This window comes from Actinocorallia longicatena, assembly GCF_039534125.1.
In the GTDB taxonomy this organism is placed as follows: domain Bacteria; phylum Actinomycetota; class Actinomycetes; order Streptosporangiales; family Streptosporangiaceae; genus Actinocorallia; species Actinocorallia longicatena.
The window spans coordinates 307,147-325,944 of the sequence record NZ_BAAAUV010000007.1 but is presented as its reverse complement, the minus strand read 5'-3'; the positions used below and the strand labels follow the sequence as shown (position 1 = coordinate 325,944).

The 18,798-nt window shown below is 67.3% G+C and carries 20 protein-coding genes and 1 tRNA gene; 5 read left to right on the top strand and 16 right to left on the bottom strand.

Annotated elements, in window-relative coordinates:
* Positions 1 to 16: 16 nt before the first annotated feature.
* Positions 17 to 463, bottom strand: a complete 447-nt coding sequence (locus ABD785_RS17260) for a GatB/YqeY domain-containing protein (protein WP_344829184.1) — start codon at positions 461 to 463, stop codon at positions 17 to 19.
* Positions 464 to 543: 80 nt separating this feature from the next.
* Between ABD785_RS17260 and ABD785_RS17255 the strand changes: the two genes are divergently transcribed.
* Both ABD785_RS17255 and ABD785_RS17250 read left to right on the top strand, forming a co-directional pair.
* A complete protein-coding gene (locus tag ABD785_RS17255) occupies positions 544 to 1,446 on the top strand; it encodes a metallophosphoesterase (RefSeq protein ID WP_344829183.1) in 903 nt (300 codons plus the stop codon).
* A 106-nt stretch (positions 1,447 to 1,552) separates the two neighbouring features.
* Positions 1,553 to 1,629 (top strand) — tRNA-Pro (locus tag ABD785_RS17250).
* Positions 1,630 to 1,671: 42 nt separating this feature from the next.
* Here the strand turns inward: ABD785_RS17250 and ABD785_RS17245 are convergent.
* The 12 genes from ABD785_RS17245 to ABD785_RS17190 all read right to left on the bottom strand — a co-directional run bounded on the left by ABD785_RS17245 (position 1,672) and on the right by ABD785_RS17190 (position 11,950).
* Positions 1,672 to 2,901, bottom strand: a complete 1,230-nt coding sequence (locus ABD785_RS17245) for a tyrosine-type recombinase/integrase (protein ID WP_344829181.1) — start codon at positions 2,899 to 2,901, stop codon at positions 1,672 to 1,674.
* Positions 2,901 to 3,104 carry a helix-turn-helix domain-containing protein gene (locus ABD785_RS17240; protein ID WP_344829180.1) on the bottom strand — a complete coding sequence of 68 codons (204 nt, stop codon included), beginning with the start codon at positions 3,102 to 3,104 and terminating at the stop codon, positions 2,901 to 2,903. The genes ABD785_RS17245 and ABD785_RS17240 overlap by 1 nt, the downstream gene beginning before the upstream one ends.
* Positions 3,105 to 3,241: 137 nt before the next feature.
* Positions 3,242 to 4,411, bottom strand: coding sequence for a DUF3631 domain-containing protein (locus tag ABD785_RS17235; protein ID WP_344829179.1), 1,170 nt, complete (start codon positions 4,409 to 4,411; stop codon positions 3,242 to 3,244).
* The gene (locus ABD785_RS17230; RefSeq protein ID WP_344829178.1) at positions 4,408 to 5,352 is read right to left on the bottom strand and encodes a bifunctional DNA primase/polymerase; all 945 of its coding nucleotides are present in this window, start codon (positions 5,350 to 5,352) and stop codon (positions 4,408 to 4,410) included. Before ABD785_RS17230 ends, ABD785_RS17235 begins: the two co-directional genes overlap by 4 nt.
* The gene (locus ABD785_RS17225) at positions 5,349 to 5,495 is read right to left on the bottom strand and encodes a hypothetical protein (protein ID WP_344829177.1); all 147 of its coding nucleotides are present in this window, start codon (positions 5,493 to 5,495) and stop codon (positions 5,349 to 5,351) included. Before ABD785_RS17225 ends, ABD785_RS17230 begins: the two co-directional genes overlap by 4 nt.
* Positions 5,492 to 6,145, bottom strand: coding sequence for a hypothetical protein (locus tag ABD785_RS17220; protein ID WP_344829175.1), 654 nt, complete (start codon positions 6,143 to 6,145; stop codon positions 5,492 to 5,494). The genes ABD785_RS17225 and ABD785_RS17220 overlap by 4 nt, the downstream gene beginning before the upstream one ends.
* A 34-nt stretch (positions 6,146 to 6,179) precedes the next feature.
* Positions 6,180 to 6,578, bottom strand: a complete 399-nt coding sequence (locus ABD785_RS17215) for an RRQRL motif-containing zinc-binding protein (RefSeq protein WP_344829174.1) — start codon at positions 6,576 to 6,578, stop codon at positions 6,180 to 6,182.
* 216 nt (positions 6,579 to 6,794) lie between these two features.
* Positions 6,795 to 8,978: a hypothetical protein gene (locus ABD785_RS17210; RefSeq protein ID WP_344829173.1), complete on the bottom strand. Its 2,184-nt coding sequence runs from the start codon at positions 8,976 to 8,978 to the stop codon at positions 6,795 to 6,797.
* A gap of 47 nt (positions 8,979 to 9,025) precedes the next feature.
* Positions 9,026 to 9,682 (bottom strand): hypothetical protein, encoded by a 657-nt coding sequence (locus ABD785_RS17205; RefSeq protein WP_344829172.1) that lies wholly within the window; start codon positions 9,680 to 9,682, stop codon positions 9,026 to 9,028.
* 815 nt (positions 9,683 to 10,497) lie between these two features.
* Positions 10,498 to 11,256, bottom strand: coding sequence for a hypothetical protein (locus ABD785_RS17200; RefSeq protein ID WP_344829171.1), 759 nt, complete (start codon positions 11,254 to 11,256; stop codon positions 10,498 to 10,500).
* On the bottom strand, positions 11,253 to 11,624 hold the full coding sequence (locus tag ABD785_RS17195; protein WP_344829169.1) for a hypothetical protein: 372 nt from the start codon (positions 11,622 to 11,624) through the stop codon (positions 11,253 to 11,255). Before ABD785_RS17195 ends, ABD785_RS17200 begins: the two co-directional genes overlap by 4 nt.
* Positions 11,621 to 11,950 (bottom strand): WhiB family transcriptional regulator, encoded by a 330-nt coding sequence (locus ABD785_RS17190; RefSeq protein WP_344829168.1) that lies wholly within the window; start codon positions 11,948 to 11,950, stop codon positions 11,621 to 11,623. Before ABD785_RS17190 ends, ABD785_RS17195 begins: the two co-directional genes overlap by 4 nt.
* A gap of 146 nt (positions 11,951 to 12,096) precedes the next feature.
* On the opposite strand from ABD785_RS17190, the gene ABD785_RS17185 reads away from it, so the two are divergent.
* Both ABD785_RS17185 and ABD785_RS17180 read left to right on the top strand, forming a co-directional pair.
* Positions 12,097 to 12,864: a GntR family transcriptional regulator gene (locus ABD785_RS17185; protein ID WP_344829167.1), complete on the top strand. Its 768-nt coding sequence runs from the start codon at positions 12,097 to 12,099 to the stop codon at positions 12,862 to 12,864.
* Positions 12,865 to 12,878: 14 nt separating this feature from the next.
* The gene (locus ABD785_RS17180; RefSeq protein WP_344829166.1) at positions 12,879 to 14,039 is read left to right on the top strand and encodes a type III PLP-dependent enzyme; all 1,161 of its coding nucleotides are present in this window, start codon (positions 12,879 to 12,881) and stop codon (positions 14,037 to 14,039) included.
* A gap of 172 nt (positions 14,040 to 14,211) precedes the next feature.
* Here ABD785_RS17180 and ABD785_RS17175 read toward each other — a convergent pair whose 3' ends face one another.
* From ABD785_RS17175 to ABD785_RS17165, 3 genes are all read right to left on the bottom strand, one after another.
* The gene (locus ABD785_RS17175; RefSeq protein WP_344829165.1) at positions 14,212 to 15,069 is read right to left on the bottom strand and encodes a hypothetical protein; all 858 of its coding nucleotides are present in this window, start codon (positions 15,067 to 15,069) and stop codon (positions 14,212 to 14,214) included.
* A gap of 9 nt (positions 15,070 to 15,078) precedes the next feature.
* The gene (locus ABD785_RS17170) at positions 15,079 to 16,371 is read right to left on the bottom strand and encodes an AAA family ATPase (RefSeq protein ID WP_344829163.1); all 1,293 of its coding nucleotides are present in this window, start codon (positions 16,369 to 16,371) and stop codon (positions 15,079 to 15,081) included.
* Between the two features lie 466 nt (positions 16,372 to 16,837).
* Entirely contained in the window at positions 16,838 to 17,779 is a 942-nt protein-coding gene (locus ABD785_RS17165) for an alpha/beta fold hydrolase (protein ID WP_344829162.1), read from the bottom strand.
* Positions 17,780 to 17,843: 64 nt separating this feature from the next.
* Here ABD785_RS17165 and ABD785_RS17160 point away from each other — a divergent pair, with 64 nt between their 5' ends.
* Positions 17,844 to 18,791, top strand: coding sequence for a helix-turn-helix transcriptional regulator (locus ABD785_RS17160; RefSeq protein WP_344829161.1), 948 nt, complete (start codon positions 17,844 to 17,846; stop codon positions 18,789 to 18,791).
* The last annotated feature ends 7 nt before the right edge of the window (positions 18,792 to 18,798 follow it).

The following is an 18,798-nucleotide window of genomic DNA, read 5'->3' as shown; positions in this document are numbered from 1 at the left end:
GGGGCTTCGGCGTCTCTCAGGCCAGCTGCTTCCTGACCTCGGCGGCGACCCGGCCGCCCTCGGCCCGTCCCGCGATCTTCGGGTTGACGATCTTCATGACGGCGCCCATCGCGCGGGGGCCCTCGGCGCCCGACTCGGCGACGGCGGCCTTGACGATCGCGGCCAGCTCGTCGTCGGAGAGCTGCTGCGGCAGATAGGTCTCGAGGACCGCGAACTCGTCCCGCTCGGCCTGGGCCTGCTCGGCGCGTCCGCCCTGGTCGAAGGCCTCGGCCGCCTCCCGGCGCTTCTTGGCCTCGCGGGTGAGGACCTTGACGATGTCCTCGTCGGACAGCTCGCGCTGCGTCTTGCCGGCCTTCTCCTCGTTGGTGACGGCCGCGAGCGCCATCCGGAGCGTGCGCTTGCGGACCTCGTCGTGGGCCTTCAACGCGGTCGTGAGGTCGGCCTCGAGCTTCTCCTTCAACATGGGTCCATCATGCCCGCCCCCAGGGTGTGGATCACGCCGTTTATGACGGGGGACGCCCCGCGTCTGGCAGCATTGAACCCATGCGGAAGCTTCTCGCGGTACCCCTCGGCCTGGCGGGCGCGGGCGCGGCCACCTTCGGATACGCCTCGGTGATCGAGCGGAACTGGTTCCACCTGCGCCGCTTCGAGGTGCCCGTGCTGGCTCCCGGCACCCACCCGGTCAAGGTCCTGCACATCTCGGACGCCCATCTGACGCCCGGCCGCACCCGCATGATCCGCTGGGTCCGCGCGCTCGACGCCCTCGAGCCCGACCTGGTCGTCAACACCGGCGACTCGATCTCCCACCCGGACTCCATCGGCCCGTTCCTCGAGCTCCTGGGCCCGCTGCTGGAGCGTCCCGGGGTGTTCGTGTACGGCTCGAACGACATGTTCTCGCCGGTGTTCAAGAACCCGATGCGCTACATCTGGCGCACGTCCAAGAAGGACTACGCCCGCCGCCGCCGCGTCGCCGACCTCCCCTACCGCGAGCTGGGCGCCGCCCTGAAGTCCTCCGGCTGGCTCGACCTCAACAACCGGATGGGCCGTCTCAAGATCGCCGGCCTCGACGTGGAACTCGCCGGCATCGACGACTCCCACATCAACCGCGACCGCTACGACCAGATCGCCGGCCCGGTCGACCCCCGCGCCGACCTCACGATCGGCGTCACCCACAGCCCCGAGCCCCGCAACCTCGACCGCTTCGCCGCCGACGGCTACAAGCTCCTCCTCGCCGGCCACACCCACGGCGGCCAGGTCTGCGTCCCCTTCTACGGCGCCCTGGCGACCAACTGCGGCATCGACCGCCCCCGCGTGAAGGGCCTCCACCGCCACGCCGACTCCTGGCTCCACGTCTCCGCCGGCCTCGGCACCTCCCCCATGGCCCCCTTCCGCTTCTGCTGCCCCCCCGAAGCCTCCCTCCTCACCCTCACCCCCCGCATCTCCTGACCCCGCACTCACCCCAGCCCCACCATCCCGATCACACGCGAAAACCAAAGCGCGAGCACTCCCCAACGTCCGCTAGACTTCTCGAGGCGCCAGGGAAACCCGGCACCGGGGTGTAGCGCAGCTTGGTAGCGCGCTTCGTTCGGGACGAAGAGGCCGTGGGTTCGAATCCCGCCACCCCGACCAGCTCAGAGGGCCCTATCGTTCGCGGTAGGGCCCTCTGCCTGTCTAACTGCCTGACTGAGCCCCGAAAATCTGGTCCATTACCGTCGCTCCGGTCTGGATCACGGGCCTGATCTGATGCCGGTAGACGGTCTCTGTCGTCGCGGTCGTGGTGTGCCCGACCAGCTTGGCGATCTGGTCGCTGGCGAGTCCGCCCCGGTCCGACAGCAGGGAAACGAAGCTGTGCCGCAGTTCTCGCGGCGTCCAAGCACCGGCGACCAGCCCCTTCGCGTCCTTGATCGCGTTCCGGAAGTCCCTGCGGACGTGCGAGGCGTCCAGAGCCGTCCCGACAGTGGACGTGAATACCAGCCCGGTGTCCACCCAGCGATCTCCAGCGGCCCGCTTCTCGCGGAGCTGGCGCGTGCGCTGCTGCTTCAGCGCCTCGATCGCTCGGGCGGGCAGCGCGAGGGTACGCCGGGACTTCCGGGTCTTGGTATCGCCTCCGGCCCGCACCGACCGCCAAACGGCGATGTGCGGAGGGGTCTCGGGCAGCCCGAGCGCGGCGGGCTGACCCTTCAGCTCGACGTGATCCCAGCGCAGTTCGCGCATTTCCTCGGTACGCGCCCCGGTGAGCAGGGACACCACGATGTAGCCGTGCATCCGGTGCGTCTCCGACGCGCGCAGCACCTCGACGGCCTGAGCGAACGTCAGCGACCGGGACGGCCGGCCGTCCTTGCCGCGAGGGACCTTGACGACGTCCATCACGTTCCGGAAGACCACTTCCTGAGCCATGGCGTGCCTGATCATGCGGTTGAGGCACGCGTGCAGCTCACGCAGCATCCGCGTGCTGTAGGTCGCTGCCTTCTTCCTGAGCCAGACCTGCACCTCCTGCGCCTTGAGGTCGCGCAGCTTCCGCTTGCCCAGGTCGGGAATGACGTGCGTTGTGCAAAGGCTCGTGAGCTTGTGGACGGTCCGGGGAACGACGTCCCCGAGACCCTCGTCCAGCCACGCGCGGGCCGCCTGCTCAACCGTGTAGTGACTGAAGTCGATCGTCAGTCCGTCCTCATGCTTGCGGAGCATGTCCCGCAGCTTCTTATGAGCCTTCGTCTTCTCGGGGTCGCTGGCGGTCTTGACGATCCGCTTGCCCGCCGGGGTGTAGCCGACGGTAATCTCACCGATCCAGCGCTGGCGGCTCTCGCTCCAGCGCAATCCCCCGTCTCCCCGGGCGCGACGCTTGTCGCCGGGCTTCCGTCCGTTGGGCTCGTCTTCTGGGACGTCGAGCGCGGTCTTGGTCATCAGGCGGCGACCTCCGGGTTCTCCAGGATGGCGACATAGGCGGCGATCGCTCCTGCGCTGATGCGGGAGGCACGGCCCGACTTGACGATGGTGAGGCGTCCGGCGGCGACTTCGCGGTAGAGCTGGGAGCGGCTGAGTGACAGGACGGCCATGGCTTCGGGGACGGTGTAGAGGACCTTCGGGAGGGTGAGAACGGCGGGCATGACGGCTCCTCCGAGGAGACGTACGGACGTGATTTGAGGGGGGTGGCCGTAACAGCCGTACCAGCATTGTTTTGCCTGGTCAGGGCTGGTACGGCTTCCTTTGTGGTACGGCTTGAGCCGTACCACTCAGACGAGCCTCAGTGGGCCTGACCTGCGGTTTTGATGCTGTTACGGCTGTTACGGCTACCGCTGGCGAGGATGAGGATTTCGGCGTCCGGGGCGGCCTCTGTCGGCGGGTTCGGGTCTCCGCAGTAGCGCCCCCATGCGTCGGTGAAGTCGGCCCGCATGTAGCCCTTCGCCTGCCCTCCGCCGAAGCGGGCGGTCGTCGATCGGATCTCGTATTCGCGCAGGAGGTTGCCGAGCTTCATAGCCGTCAGTCCGGCTACTCCGTGGCTGGCCCAGGGGGCTTCGGGGTCGGCCTTGAGCCTTTCCAGCAGGGTCGCGGTCGGAAGAGCGGTGTCGGTGCCGAACGCGGTACGGCAGTCGGTGAGCAGCCGCAGGCGGATGGACATCTGTGCGGTGTCGTCTGCCTCGCCGGTCAGGGCGAGGATGGCGGCGCGGGCGCGGTCGGGCCAGGTTCCGCCCGCGTGGTCGGCGACGACGACCAGGGGTTCCCAGGTGTCGGCGGCGCGGTCTTCGACGGGCATCGGGGGCTCAGCGTTCTCCAGGGTGGAGAGGTCAGCGCGTAGCCAGTCGGCGAGCTGCCGGGCGAGCTGGCGCAGGGCGGGCCGGTCGCGGCGGTGCCGGAACGGAGAGACCGGTTCGGCACGATTGCGGCGCCGCATCTTGACCACGACGGCGCGGTCTTCGATGGTGTCGGGCATCGCACCGATCCCCGCCAGCGCGGCCATGGCGAACGTCGGGATGGACTCCACGGTGCGGGTCTCCGCGTTGTACCGCTTGGCGGGCCGGTTGCGCTGGTGGCCCGCGTTCAGCAGTCCGCGCAGGTCTTCGTTCCCGTCGGCCTTGGGCCCGAAGATCGTGTCGGCCTCGTCAACGAGCATGGTGGGCGGGTCTTCGGTGATGGACCGGTAGACGGCGGCCGGGCTGCTGTTGACGGTGATGAACGGGTCATGGCACGTCGCCTCGACCACGTCGAGCAGCCGGGACTTGCCGCAGCGCTTCTCCGGCCCCCGGATCACCAGACGGGGCGCGTGCGGCCACGCGGGCTGAGCGTGGGTCGCGGCGATCCACAGTACGACAGCGTCAGCGGCCTCGGGGCTGGGCAGAATGACGTACCGGTTGAGGGCGTCGAGCACGGCGTCGAGCAGGGCAGCAGCCGTCAGCGGCTGCTCGGGGATGCTCATGCGACCTCCTGTCGTCGGGTGAGGGTGCGGGGGCGGCGGGCCCCTGCGGCGAGGGCGGCGTTGATGGTGGCGAGGGCTTCGGCCTCGGTGACGGGGTAGGGCCTGATGCCGGGGTCGCTATGAACAGCCGCGGCGTGGGTGAGGGCGTCGCGGGCGATGTTCTCGGGGATCGTGCCGCTGCCGACTAGTTGGCCCAGGTTGTAGGCGGCCTTGTTGAGCGCGTGGTTACGGCCCCCGACCTGGGCGTCCGCGACTCGCTGCGTCTCCCCTTTGAGTGCCGCTTGTGCGTAGGCGTCGAGGTCCCCCACCTGGGGGCCCTTCGGGGCACTCAAGGGGGTAGCGCGGCGGGGGGTACGGACGATGGTGAGTCGCCAGCGCAGCCAGTCTGGGAGCGGAGCAGGCGGCATGTCGTTGACGATGTCGTAGCTGCCTGCTCCGTCTGAGAGATCGACGTAGGAGCCGGGGGCGACGACGTAGCCGCCTGCGGCGCGTGTGTCGATCAGCCAGCCGAGTCCGTTGCTGCTGCGGCCGTTGGTGTTGCGCAGCTCCACACCGGGCGGGGCGGTGAAGTACAGGTGGGTCCCACCGCGGCGCGTGCGGACGGTGAAGGTGTCGAAGGGGTAGGGCTTGCCGCGGCGTTCGGCGAGGACGGCGAGCACGTCGGCGCCCTCGTTGATCCCGAGCATGTTCCATTCCTCGGGCGGCTGCTCGCCGGGCTTGGGCATGTCGAGGTCGATCACGACGAGCCCGGACGGGCCGCACGCGATGGCGATGTTGAACGGTCCGCGGGTCCAGAACGCGGTGATCCGGTCGGCGTCGGTGGTGGCGTGGGCTTCCCAGTTGGTGAACCGGGCGACGGGCGTCTTGTGTCCGGTGCGCAAGGGGAAGATGTGCCAGCCACGACGAGCAGCAGCTAGGGCGAACGGTAGCGTGCGGGTCACCACTCGTCCTCCTCGTCGAGGTCGAGGTCGCAGGGCTCGTCGTCGTGGTCTTCGCCGCAGATCGAGCAGGCGCAGAAGTAGCAGAGCTCGGAGTTGTTGAGGTCGTCAAGATCGCCGCAGCGGGCGCAGTTGCCGGTGATCACAGTTCCCCCTCGCGGATCCAGGTGGTGAGGGTGGCAGCGGCTCGGGTGTTGTCGGTCTTGGTGGGGGCGATGCCGCCCAGGAAGCGGGTTCCGCAGGTGACGAGTGTCAGGTTCGGCGTGGTGGGGCGGAAGACGATCGGCTCGTCGGCCGGCATGGTGCGGAAGCGGGCCAGGTGCTCGGGCCGGTAGGCGGCGCGGAGCAGGGGCGCGGTGGGCGGCTCGTTGAGCGGGGCCAGCAGGATCTTGCGCCAGTCGGGCAGGTAGCACCGGCGGGCGTCGATGTCGCCCTTGATGATGTTGTGCTCGGGCCCGAACCCGGGCGTCGAGGTGAGGCGGGCGCCTTCGGGGGTGACCTTGAGCAGGATGCGGTCGTTGTCGTCGAGGAACCCGCACGCCAGCGCCAACGGGGCAGCGTCGAGCCGGATCGGGGCGAGCGCAGGCTGACGGCCGTGCAGTCGGTGCCGGACAACCGCGAGGGTGTACCGGTCGGTGGCCGACAGGTACAGGGTCCGGCCGTTGGTCTCGACGCGGACGGTGTCGAGGTCGTACGGGTCGTCCGTGCCGGTGTGGGTGAGCACGGGGACCAGCAGGTTCCGCAGGCTGCGGCCGGTCAGCGCGACCGTGACGGCGGTGGCCGTGGTCGTGGTCATGGTGGCTCCTTCTCTCGGTTCGGGTGAGGCACGGCTAGGCGGCGCGCTGCTCCCAGTCGGTGAGGCAGTCGAGGCAGCAGCCGTAGCGGGTGGGCAGGACGTATCCCGCGTCGCGGGTGCAGCGGGGGCAGGTCCGGCGGGCAGCGTTGGCCTTGGCCAGGGCGGCCAATTGACGCGGGGTCGCGGTCCGCTTGGGAAGGGCGAAGCGGATGTCGTAGAGGTAGGCGACGCGGAGGTGAGGGCGGTGGCGGGAGCCCCACAGGATCTGTCCGGCGATGGGCTGTCCGCCGGGGCGCAGCCCGCGTGCGGTGAGCTGGCGGCGGGTGAGCAGGTGGGCGGGGGCCATCCGCCACGGCCACGTCGGCACGTCGTGGCGGGTAGCGGTCGGGTCCATGAACCGGTCGGCGCGGGTGATGCGGGGGGTCTTGGGCATGGCGGGTCAACACCTCCGTACGAGTGGATTTGCCGGGAGCGGCCCCCCTGGTTTCCAGGGGCTGGTGCTGGGTGGGAGGGGGGCGGTTGGTGGCCCCCGGGGGCCACCGGATTGATCGTTTGTCCTGGTGGGTGGGGGTTGGTGGCCCCCGGGGGCCGGGTGGGGTTGGGTCGGGGGGTTGGGGGCCTCCCCCGGGGGCGGCCCCCGGGGGCCCTATCAGCCGCTCTCGGCGGTGGGGTGGGTGAGGCGGTGGACGGCGGCGTTCAAGTCGTCGAGCCAGTAGCCGCGCCTGTCAGCGCCGCCGCGCTTGAACTTGTGCGGGCGGGACTTCACCTCGAAGGGGCGCAGCGCGTCAGCGAGGGCCCACACGGTTTCGAACCCGAGCGCAGCGGCCAGGGTTTCGCTGTGCATACGGTCGTCGTTCGCGTCGGCGAACGCGGCCAGCGCGCTTGCCAGCAGCCCGGGGACTTCCGTCATCGGCACGGGCGTGGACGGAAGTGTGGGGAGGACGGTCGGCCGGGCGGTGGGCTGCCCGGGGATGGGGTCGGGCCACCCTGCCGCGCCGGTCGCCTGGGGTGCGGGCTGTTGGGTGGGGATGGGGTCGGGCCAGTTGGCCGCGGTGGCGCCGGGGACGGCGGCAAGTCGTCGCGGCTGCCGCTGAGCGGGCGTGGGTCGGGTTTCGGGGATGGTGGCGGGAGTTTGGCCGGTGAAGGCGGCTCTCATGCGCTGGTGGCGTCCGGCGTAGATGTGTTCGTAGCGTTCGGGGCGGCCGGTGCCCATGTCGAGGTCGTAGACGGTGTTGGCGACGTCGAGGCCCGCGGGGTCGAGGCGGGGCCGGTAGGCAGTGACGATCTTCGCGGCGTGGCGGATCTGGTCGGGTTCGAGGTACCAGCCCTTCATCGGGCGGATCCCGTCGCTGCTGGTGCCCAGGAACGCGCAGCCCTTGGTGGGCAGGTCGTCCATGCTGATGCCCTTGGCCCAGGAGTACAGGTGCCCGAGGTCGGCCTCGTCGAGGCCGTAGAGGGCGAGTTTGGTCGCGGACTGCTTAAGGATCTGCGGGCTGATCATGTCCTGGGTGGGGCGCAGTGAGGAGAACACGACGTTGACGGCCTCGTTCCCGGCAACCCGCTGGATCTCCTCCAATCCGTCGCGGATCTGCCGGGTAAGCGGGTCCCGGTTGGTCGGAGACATGAGTTCGGCGGATTCGTCGATCATGATGACGATCTCGGGAAGCGTCGAGCTGACGGGTAGCAGCTTGTCGTTGGCCTGCATCTTCAGCGTCCGGTAGCTACTCTTGCGGTCGAGGGCGATCGGCAGCGCGACCTTCACCATCAACAGGGCTTCCTGCGGGGTCGAGGCGGCCCAATCGATCGCGGGGACGTCAGTCTCTCCCTCCAACCAAGCGTGCAGCCAGGGCTGGGACATGCCGCCGCCGTTCATGTCGATGTGCCACACCAGCACGTCACGGCAACGGCTCAATCCGAGGGTGAGGACGTCGAGCTGGTTGGTCTTGCCGCCGCGCTTACGCCCGACGACCAGCACAGAGTCCTCACGCATCGCGATCCCCGCGGTCGAGGAGTCGCGGTGCTCCCCCAGCTCGATCGGGTCGAGGACGGTGCGGGGGCTGTAGTCGTCGGGGTAGGGGATCTTCACGGCCTCCCCCGGGGTACCGAGCCGGTTCTTGGTGGCGACTGCCGCAACGAAACCGCCCCGATGCATCCCCGCCCGGATCTCCACCCCGCACCCCTCCGGCAACCGCGCGTCAGAGGCGAGCGCGTCAGCCGCAGAGGCGATCTGGGATCGGGTGGCCGGGCCGGGAGGCAGTTCCGCGACGACGTCGTAGCCCGCACCGTTGTCCCACGGGTGGACGTCGGTCACGGCGACGGCGAGACGGCAGACCCGCTGGAAGCGCAGTTCCCATTCCCAGCCGATCCGGCCGCCGGGCCGGTTGGCCAGGGTCGCATTCGGCGCGGGCACCAGCTCCGCCGACTTGACCGGCGGGGCATGCCGACCGAGCGGCGCCAGGACACCCGCCCCCAGCGCGCCAATGGCGAGCGAGGCAAGCCCGGTCGTGGTCCACAACGTGGCGGGCGCGGTAAGCATCCAGGTGAGCCAGCCTCCCGCACCTGCCCAGCAACCCATCCTGTACAGCAGAGTGGTAGGCGTGTGGTCGTTGATGGTGCCGTTCACGACGGTCCCCAGCGCGCCGACGGCAGCGCCGCCCGCGGCCCAGAACGGGTTCATCTCGGCGAGGGTGGTCGCTCCGGCGATCGCCACCAGACCGGCCGCGGCCTGCATGGTCGCGGCCAGAGGGGTGCGGGGGGCCGGGGACCAGTCCACCCGCCGGACCGCGGCGTTGGCGGTGCCAGTGGAGCGGATACGGGATCGGGTCGCGGTCATCTGACTACCTCCTTCGAATCGAGACGGACGGACATCGGGACGGGCGGTCAGACGTTCCAAGCGGGCTCGTTGGTGCGGGGGGCCTCATCCCGCTTGAGGTCGTCGGCGTGCACGCGGCGGAACAGCGGCTCGATCTCCTGGGCGGCGACGGCAACCTGTGCGATCCCCTGGTAGAGCTGGGCGATGGCCTCGACCACGTGCGGGTCAATCGGGAACCCTCCCTCCAGGCGGCCGGTGTAGGTGCGCAGCGCCAGGGCGACACTGGCGAACACGTCGGGCAACTGCCGCAGGTCAGCGGCCACCCTCCACATATCGGGCGGGTCATAGGTCGCGGCGGCGGTGTTGACGTCAGCGGCAGCCACGGCGAGCGGGAAACCAGAGGTCACGGTGAAGCTCCTTCGAGACGGTGCAGGGCGGGTGTTGCGGTGACGGTCCCGATGCGGCTCCTGAGCGGGCTGCCCGGGACCCCTGGAGGTCGAGGGGTCGGTGATCGGCTGGTCGGACGGGGTCTCATCGGCGGGGGAAGACTGGCCGGACGGGCTGTCGGCAGCGGCGGGGGCGGTGGTGTTCTTGCGGGACCTCCACCAGCCCCACAGCAGCGTCAGCAAGCTGAGCGGGACCGCGACGATCGCGGCCAGCAGCCGCAGCGGAGCACCGCGACCCTGGTACAGCGACCGCGACCAGGAACGACGAGCAGCACCCAAGCGGGCACGACGGCTGCCCCTCGACCCATCCGCGGCAGCACGGGCGCGACCGCGGGCATTCGAGGTCCACCGGGCAGGCTTGGACCGGGCGGCACTCGACCAGGCCTTACGGGCGGCTGCTCGTCCCATCCCCCACGGGGTACGGCGTGCAGACCGGCCGCCCTTCGCCGTGCCGTTCGTGCTTCGAGTCTCCGGGGTGGTCGCACGCGCCCTCTGACCACGCCGTCCCGCAGCAGCAGCCGCAGGGCGGCGGCCGGACTGCGAACCGTGCCCACCGAAGGACCTGCCGGTGCCAGAGCCGGTGCGGGCACCGCGGCCGCTCGGGATTCGGCCGGCCGAACGGCTACCCGAACGTCCACCCGTTCCGGCACGGCCACCCGACCACAGACGGGCCGGTCCCGAGCCACCGCGACCGCCGGACGTCCAGCCCGACCGGGCCGAGTCCTGACCGGAGCGGTTGCGGTTGCGGCGGCCGGTCGCCAGCACCAGCCCGCCCGCCGCGATCGCCCCGGTAGCCAGCAGCCCGGGCAGACCGGCGACCTGCCACAGCACCTCACCGGCGATCGCGACGACCGACACGCCACCGACCACCCACTGGCCCAGCGGGAACCCCGTCCGGCCCTGGTCGTCCTGCTCGGTGTCGGTCCCGGTGCCGTCCGACGATCCGGACGGACCCGCGGACGGAGTCGTGGGCGAGTCCGTGGACGGTGCGGCGAATGCGGCGGCCGTGGGCTGCTGCTCGGAATGGTCGAGGGGTTTAGGCAGGTGGGGTTCGCTGGTCGGTCCGGGGTCGGGGACCGGGTTGGGCATGGCGTTCATACGGCGGCCCCTTCGGTCTTCAGCACGGTCAGCAGCGGACCGAGCTTGCGGTTGGCCACCGCGACCCCTGAGCCGCGCATCCGGTTCGCCAGCGCCGCACGCGTCAACGACTGGCCGTCGCTGAGCAGGGCAGAAGCAGCATCACGGGCAGCAGGAAGCAGTTCCTTGATCTCGTCATGAGCGGCCGGGACAGAAGCGGGGACCGGTGCGGGCGGCTTCACAGCCGCAGCCGGGGCCTGGACGGGAGCCTCCAGCTCCGGACGGATGCCGCCCCCTTGCGTGCCTGTCTGCGTGACGCGAGACAGGTCCGCGGGGACCGGTGCGGGGACCGTGGGGACGGGCACGGGGACCGGTCCCTGCTCGGGGACCGCGACCGGACGGGAGAACACCAGCTTCGTCAGCGCCAGGAACGCCAGCGCCGGAATCGCCGCCACCAGACCACCCGTGGCACCGGGCTTGGCCACCGCGAGCTGAGCGCCGATCGACAGCGCCGCGGAAGCGACCAGGACGGCTAGCGGATAGCCGATCGCCGCCCCGGTCCGCTTACGGCGCCGGATCTCCAGCGCAACCGCGGTCGGGGTCAGCTCGGAGATGACCGCATTCGCCCACCCGAACCAATCCCCCGTCCCCGCCGGGCTGTTGGCCATCGTCCAGTCATGAACGTGAGTGAAGGACGCCGCCCCCGCCATCGAGCCGACCAGCAGCAGGATGCCGATCTGTGCGCCGTCCTCCCAGCGCGCGGACTTGGCGGTCATCGCCGCATCCCCTCCGCACGCTGCTCGTCATCCTGGTCGGCGGGCTCGGGCCGGGACGGCTGGCGCGACGTGCGGAGCTTGAGAGTGAACGCGGCCAGTGCGACGAACGCGACGATCGCCGCCCACATCCCGTGCAGCGCGATCAGCAGCGCCACGACGGCCACGCAGCAGGTCAGCAGACCCTCGCCGCGGCCACCGTCCTTGTTCGACCGGATCCGGCGGGGGCTCCCCTGGCCGCGCCACACCAGCGCCACCGCGACCGCCACCAGCGCCAAGGCGATCAGCGCCATCAGCACATACTCGATCGGGCCCGCGGCCTGCCCGCCCACAGCGGACTCCAGCAGCAGCTGAACCACGAACCGGATCACGCCGCCTCCCCCAACGAACCCGAACGGGAAGCCATGCGCAGCGCGGCCAGCTCACGCGCCGTGTGACCGGCCCAGACGCCGTCGGACTGCTTGGTGCGCAGCGCGTACTCCAGGCACGCCGCCCACACCGGGCAGGAGTCGCAGATGTCCTTCGCGGCGTCGATCCGCGCCTGCCGCTCCAGCAGCGTCTCGGGTTCGAACGCGTCCGGACCGGTGTGCAGGTCCGGGTCGTACTTACACTCACCCTGCTCACCGAGCAGGGACAACACGTCCACCAGCGGCAGCGCCGCCAAGTGGACGTTCGGCTTCTGCTGACTCGGGATCACTGCCCACCTCCAAGAGATTCGCCAAACGTTTGGCGATTGCCCATAGAGTGAACCTATAGACAGCCAACTGTCAAGGGTCGCCAATCGTTTGTTGTTTCGCGCAGACTCTGGTTAGGTAGCCCTAAGGGCTAGAGAGGGGCAGGTAGATGCCGCAGTCAGAGCGTCACGGGTACCGAGAAATCGCCGCGAAGATTCGTGAAGGGATCTTGCGAGGCGAGTACAAGACGGGCGAGGCGCTCCCGCCCGAGCCGCAGCTTGCCGACCGGTACGGAGCGTCCCGCAGCCTCGTCAACCGGGCGATGCAGGTCCTCGCGGGCGAGGGTCTCGTTCGCGCACGTCAGGGCAGGGGAACGATGGTCACCTGGCTTCCGCCCATGCTCCACTCCCCCGCCCGCTACGACCGTTCCGCCCGCGAGAACCAGGGAGCGAAGGGCGCGTTCGACAACGAAGTCCGCTCATTGGGCCTGGAGCCGCAGCACGAGATCACGGTCGAGAGGTCAGAACCGCCGGCCGACGTCGCGGAAGCCCTCGGTCTGCCGGTCGGTGAAGTGAACTGCCTCGTTCGCCGCCGTCGGCTTCTCGCGAGCGGGATCCCGGTCCGTCTCAATGAGAGCTGGTTCCCGCTCGACATCGCCGAAGGCACGGTCCTGGAGGCGGACGGCCCCGTGATCGTGGGCGGCGTCAAGACGGCTCTCGCAGAGCTGGGCTACCCGCAGGTCTCAGCGACCGAACGCCTCATCCCGAGCCGCCTCCCGACCGACGCGGAGGCAAACGGGCTGGAGATCAGCCCCGAACGCACCGTCGTTCAGATCTCCCACATCGGCAAGACCGCTGAGGGCAGGGCGGTGGAGGTGACGGTAACCGTCGCTCCTGCCCACTACCTCATGGCCGAATACACCTTCCCGCTCACCTGAACAAGGAGGTCCGTATGATCTCGCATCTCGTCGAAGCCAAGGCCGGTGAGCTGGCCGCCAATGCCCAACTGCCCGCCTTCGTCTACGACCTCGACGCACTCAAGGGGCATGTCGCTGAGGTTCGCGACGCCCTGAGCGCGCCGGGGGCCCCGGAAATCTTCTACGCCGCCAAGGCGAACCCGGACGTCCCGATTCTCCGAACCATCGCCCCCTACGTGGACGGTATCGAGGTCGCATCGGGCGGCGAGCTGGCGCACGTCCGGGATGCACTGCCCGATGCCCGTCTCGCGTTCGGTGGTCCAGGCAAGACGGATCAGGAACTCGAACTGGCCTTGCATCTCGGGGTGGAACGCATCCATGTCGAGAGCCCTTACGAGCTGGAGCGGCTGGCGCGCATCGCCCGAACCGCGGGTCGTCAGGCTGATGTCCTGCTCCGGCTCAACCTCGCGGGCGACCGCGCCGGTGTCGCTCTGGCGATGAGCGGACCATTCGGCATGGATCCCGAGCTGATCGAGTCATGTACCGAGATCCTCGCCTCCTCGCCGAACATCAAGCTTCACGGCATTCACGCTCACCTGGCTTCTGGGCTGAACGATGCGGCGATGGTCGCTCAATCCGCCGAGATCGCGGTATGGGGCCGCTCATGGCTGGACAAGATCGGTCATATCGGACCCCGAGAGTTCAACGTCGGCGGTGGCATGGCCGTGAACTACGCAGCCCCCGAAGACCGCTTCGACTGGAAGCGCTACGCAGAGAACATCACAACGCTCGCTCGCCCGAACGAGACTCTCCGCATCGAACCTGGTCGGGCGATCAGCGTCTATTCAGGCTGGTACCTGACTGACGTGCTCGATGTGAAGCAGGCACACGGCCAGGCTTACGTCGTTCTTCGCGGCGGCACCATGCACTTCCGCACGCCGGTCACCAAGCAGCACAACCAGCCCTTCACCGTTCTGCCCCGGTCGAGCAACGGCCCGCGAGCTGAGGGCCAGCCAGTCACCCTCGTAGGCCAGCTCTGCACCCCAAAGGACGTGTTCGCGAAGGACGTCCAGACGGAGACAATCGGTGTCGGCGACATCGTCGCCTTCTCAATGGCTGGCGCCTACGGCTGGAACATCTCCCATCACGACTTCCTCATGCACCCCAAGCCGACGTTCGCCTACCTAAGTCGGTAGTAGAATCGCCCTTTGACAAAGGCTCTCCGGCTCTAGCGGGAGGGCCTTTTATCGTTTCTCCCCGGGTTGCGGCAGAACACAGCGCGGGTCCGTCCCAGCCATGGCAATAGTGTGGAAACGCATAAATAGGCAATCTAGCGTCCCGGTCAGGAACTCTCTGACCACTGACTGCCTAGGCCGATAGGGTCGAGACAGTCAAATACTCGACCACCTCAGCCAGGGCAGGGTACTCAGACAAGCGTTCCCGCTGGAAGGCGGGCCAGAGAAGGCGGCCCGCATCATCCACATTGACAGTAAATCTGTCAAGAAGAATCGTGAGGATCTTCATAAAGTCTTTTCCGTGAACGACATGAAGATCATCGAGTTTAGCTAGACGCTCCTCGGCTTCCTTGATCGCTCCGACAACGCTATCCAGCGAAGCTTTTGCCAGGCTGATCCCGGCTTTTTGACACAGGGAGACAATTATCGATTCTTGATCCACCGTCAGCGTTCCCCCAGGCTGACACTTGATGTATTTTGCCCATTTCGCTTCGGAAACGCTGAGCCTAAAATCATTACTTTCCGACGCGAACCTCACCGCCGCGAGCCATCGCGCGACAACCATTACATTTCGCAAGGCAGATTTTGCGTCGATAGAGTCTATAGATCCGCCCAGCCGAAGAGCGGCATCCAGGCATTCTTCGGTCATCACATACGACTCGATACTACGCCAGTCAGTAACCCAAACATTGTCTGGATATGTCGGGATCACATCCTTCAGCCGATCGGAATCAGCGTCCACTAGCCCGCGGATATCCGCGGCCTCCCCTTGCACTTGACTAAGAAACTTGAGAAGCCGACTCCGATTACCTCCCGTAGGGCAATCGGGAATATCGACAAACTCGATCTGTATAATTAGCGCCTGATCGCTCTTGCGCGTTCCTGTAGCCCATTCGAGGAAGACGCGATCCTTTTTCCCTTCCACATATAGCTCCCGCCGAAGCGGATCGAACTTATGGGCAATGAGGATTGCCGCGACGTCTCGACGCATCTTATCTATTCACACCTTGGGGGAAAGTTCGACCATACTCTCTGGGTAACCTGACGCGATGTCGGGAGAGTGCGTCGCAAAAATAAACTGAGGAGCTGCCCGCGACGCACACCGGATTAGGTTATGAACCAATCGACGCTGCCAGGAAATATGGACTGAGATCTCCGGCTCGTCGATTGCGATGACTGTTCCACGACGTCTCGTTGTCAAGGCTGATACCATTAGAAACAATAGTTGGTACTCGCCTGAGCTGAGCTGGCTTTCGTCCAGATAGGAATTATTAGCAGTCATCACTCTAAGGCCGTGCTTTTGATCAATCATCACCGCCTTATCTTCAAAGAAGTCTTTCATTACCTCTTCAAAGGTTAGCAGGCGTTCAGCGATTAGATGGCGTGCATCGGCTTGCGCGCTCAGAAACTCCACGTACGTATTGAAGGCGACCAGGGCATGCTCATCGCCTGGCTTATCTCCGATATCGCCAAGGATCTCCTTTAGGCTCTCGTAGTCCCAGGTTTCTGTCCCGACTATTCCTAGTCTCTTGTGAACATCTGCCCGCTCGAAAACCCTGCCCAGCTCGCTTGCTACCGCGTCACGAGACATTGGTTCTGCGGTCCGAGTCCGGAGATTATGAATGATCCTTGGTAGAAGATCCGGTTCTCCTACCGCGAAAAACTGGCGGTAATCGAGCTGTGCGTCCTGGATGAACTTCTTCACCCTCCGCGCAAGAAGGTCCTTTGGACGAGCCGAAAACTTAAGTGGGTCAGGAACGTCAGACTCGACACCCGTGCGCATTCGCCGCAAATTACGCATTTCGCGATCAAGTGCGATTTGCCTAGTGGATAGATCATCCTCATCCACATGCAGCCATGAGGGAAATCCGAAACTTCGGTTCGCATCGACGTAGGTTAGGGTGACCCCCTGCGTGGCGTTCTGAAACCGTGCCCTAAGTTCCTCCACGCGCGGCTGGTCATCGGGATCCGCAGCGCCTTTTCCCGTCGCGCTGAGGATTGCGTTTAGTTCGCCAAATTCAATAAATATGCCGCCGTTGCTAGGCGTAACTTTCAATTCTTGACCACTGTTGAAAATTAGCCGAAAGCTAGAGAATGGCGTCCTTCGGAAGATGTCGAAATCAAGACGCATCGCACCTTCGAGCATGCGGAGCAATGTTGTCTTGCCTATCCCATTTTGACCATGGAGAATTGTAACGGATGGCCGTGAATCATTTTCTTCAGAAGTCGGGAAAGTGACGGTGTGGGAATATCTTCCAAAAAGGCCTTTTACTGAAATCTCGGCTAGCTGCATTACGCAACCCCTGAGTCTAAATAGGTACAGCCTCTGCTCTAGATCGAGGCCATGCTACTCTTCTAGCAGGCTCCTGATCTCTAGAACAGGAAAACCGAGGTTCACGGGTTGCCATGTTGAGGCCTTAAAGGCAGGTCAGCCGTCGCCAGGCCAACGTCGCGCTACCTCTCAACGCGCCCGACCCGCCTCGAACGCCAAGGTTGACGCTCTGCTGGTCGCCTTAGGTCGGTGCAGAGCAGCCGCGCTGGTTGAGGGCTACCAGCTGTGGAAGCCTGACCAACTGCCTGACGACGCGCAGGAACAGCCGGGGTCGGCCAGAGACAACCGGATACGCCCGTGGGCTCTCATGCCGGACCTAGCAGCCGTAGATCCAGCGTTCGGGACGAAGAGGCCGTGGGTTCGAATCCCGCCACCCCGACCAACTCGAAGGCCGGTTCTGAGATCACTCGGAACCGGCCTTTGATCGTCAGGCGGTGTTCTGCTTGTCCAGCCAGGTGAGAATGGCCTGGTTCGTTTCTTCCGGCCTTTCCTGCTGGATCCAGTGGCCGCAGTCCAGGCTGATCACTTCCGCGTCGGGTACGAAATCCGTCAGGGTCTCGGACCTTGCGACGGTGTCGCGGGCGCCGTAGATCATGAGGGTGGGCTGGTGGATGATCGGCTCCGCGGCCGCCAGGAGGCTCCAGTTGCGGTCGAGGTTCCGGTACCAGTTGATTCCGCCGGTGAACCCGGAGGTCTCGAAGGCGGAGACGAGGACGGCCAGATCGCCGTCGCTCATGAGGGGCTCGCCGAGGGGCGTCGGCGCGTGGGCGAGGTTGATCAGCGCCATGCCGGGCTCGGGCGCCGCGGGGGGCTGGTCCTTCCGGTACAGGTTGCGGAGGAACCGGAGGGTGTTGGCCTCGAACACGGCGTCGGCGACGCCCGGCCGCCGGTTGAAGTGGACGAAGTAGAAGTCGCCGCCGAGCACGGCTTCCATGGACTCGATCCACGGCTTCGCACCGCGCTCCTGGTAGGGCAGGCTCAGGTTGATCACCTTGCTGACACGGGCGGGGTGCAGCAGGGTCAGGCCCCAGACGACGAAGGCGCCCCAGTCATGGCCGACGAAGGTCGCATCGTCGTATCCGTAGTGGTCGAGGAGCGCGACGAGATCACCCGACAGGTGTTCGATGTCGTAGTCGGTCACCTCGGCCGGGCGGGAGGAGTTGCCGTAGCCCCGCTGGTTCGGCGCGATGACGTGGTAGCCCGCCGCGGCGAGGGCGGGCATCTGGTGGCGCCAGGTGAAGGCGTGGTCCGGCCAGCCGTGGCACAGCACGACGGGCCTTCCCGCGTTCTCCCGGCCCGCTTCGAAGACTTCGAGTTCCACACCGTTGACCGGAACGAGGGTGGGCTCGGGGAAATCGGTTGAGGTCATGCCGCTACCCTGCCTCCCGAAACCGGTCACCTCATGACCGGTTTCCCGTGAGAGTTTGGTCAGTATGCGAACCGACCGGCTGGTGGCCGTCCTCCTCATGCTGCAGCGGCGCGAGCAGGTCACGGCGGCTGAGGTCGCCCGGGAGCTGGAGGTCTCCGAGCGCACCGCCCGCCGCGACCTCGACGCCCTGGCCATGGCCGGGGTGCCCCTCTACTCCACGCAGGGCCGGGGCGGCGGGTGGCGTCTGGTGGGCGGCTCCCGCACCGATCTGTCGGGCCTGACCGCGGGCGAGACCCGCGCCCTGTTCCTGGTCGCCGGCCCGGCCTCGGCCGCGACGCCGACCGTGAAGGCCGCGCTGCGCAAACTCGTCCAGGCCCTGCCGGAACCCTTCCGTGCCCAGGCCGAGGCGGCGGCGTCATCCCTGGTCATGGATCCGCGACGATGGGGATCGAACCGGGTCGAGCTCCGGCCGCCGCCCTTCCTCGACGCGCTCCAGGACGCGGTCATCCGCGGCGTCCAGGTACGGCTCGGCTACGTCGACGGCAAGGGCGCCGAGACTCGGAGAACCGTCCACCCGCTGGGCATCGTCGCCAAGGGCCCGGTCTGGTACCTCGTCTGCCACACCGAGACGGGTCGGCGGACCTTCCGGATCGACCGCGTGAGATCCGCCGACGCGACCCACGATCCCGTCCACCGGCCCGAGGACTTCGACCTCGCCGCGAGCTGGCACGAGATCGCCGACGAGATCGACCGCAGACGAACGCCCTTCGAGGTTCAGGCCGTCTGCGCGCCCCACGGCATCGGCATACTCCGGATCGGCTTCGGCGACAGGCTCGAAATCGGAGGCACCAAGGCCGACGGACGCATCGACGTCGTGATCCGCGGCTACGACGAGCACACCATCGCCGGTGAACTCGCCGGGCTGGTCGAATGGCTCGAAGTGACCGGCCCTCCGGCCGTGCGGGACCACCTGGTCTCGATCGGCAACGCACTCGTCGAGCGATACGGCTGAGGAGTCC

Bases quoted from the DNA above. Each gene is read 5' to 3' on its own strand.
- ABD785_RS17260 (WP_344829184.1), bottom strand. From the start codon at position 463: ATGTTGAAGGAGAAGCTCGAGGCCGACCTCACGACCGCGTTGAAGGCC.
- ABD785_RS17255 (WP_344829183.1), top strand. From the start codon at position 544: ATGCGGAAGCTTCTCGCGGTACCCCTCGGCCTGGCGGGCGCGGGCGCG.
- ABD785_RS17245 (WP_344829181.1), bottom strand. From the start codon at position 2,901: ATGACCAAGACCGCGCTCGACGTCCCAGAAGACGAGCCCAACGGACGG.
- ABD785_RS17240 (WP_344829180.1), bottom strand. From the start codon at position 3,104: ATGCCCGCCGTTCTCACCCTCCCGAAGGTCCTCTACACCGTCCCCGAA.
- ABD785_RS17235 (WP_344829179.1), bottom strand. From the start codon at position 4,411: ATGAGCATCCCCGAGCAGCCGCTGACGGCTGCTGCCCTGCTCGACGCC.
- ABD785_RS17220 (WP_344829175.1), bottom strand. From the start codon at position 6,145: ATGACCACGACCACGGCCACCGCCGTCACGGTCGCGCTGACCGGCCGC.
- ABD785_RS17215 (WP_344829174.1), bottom strand. From the start codon at position 6,578: ATGCCCAAGACCCCCCGCATCACCCGCGCCGACCGGTTCATGGACCCG.
- ABD785_RS17210 (WP_344829173.1), bottom strand. From the start codon at position 8,978: ATGACCGCGACCCGATCCCGTATCCGCTCCACTGGCACCGCCAACGCC.
- ABD785_RS17200 (WP_344829171.1), bottom strand. From the start codon at position 11,256: ATGACCGCCAAGTCCGCGCGCTGGGAGGACGGCGCACAGATCGGCATC.
- ABD785_RS17185 (WP_344829167.1), top strand. From the start codon at position 12,097: ATGCCGCAGTCAGAGCGTCACGGGTACCGAGAAATCGCCGCGAAGATT.
- ABD785_RS17180 (WP_344829166.1), top strand. From the start codon at position 12,879: ATGATCTCGCATCTCGTCGAAGCCAAGGCCGGTGAGCTGGCCGCCAAT.
- ABD785_RS17175 (WP_344829165.1), bottom strand. From the start codon at position 15,069: ATGCGTCGAGACGTCGCGGCAATCCTCATTGCCCATAAGTTCGATCCG.
- ABD785_RS17170 (WP_344829163.1), bottom strand. From the start codon at position 16,371: ATGCAGCTAGCCGAGATTTCAGTAAAAGGCCTTTTTGGAAGATATTCC.
- ABD785_RS17165 (WP_344829162.1), bottom strand. From the start codon at position 17,779: ATGACCTCAACCGATTTCCCCGAGCCCACCCTCGTTCCGGTCAACGGT.
- ABD785_RS17160 (WP_344829161.1), top strand. From the start codon at position 17,844: ATGCGAACCGACCGGCTGGTGGCCGTCCTCCTCATGCTGCAGCGGCGC.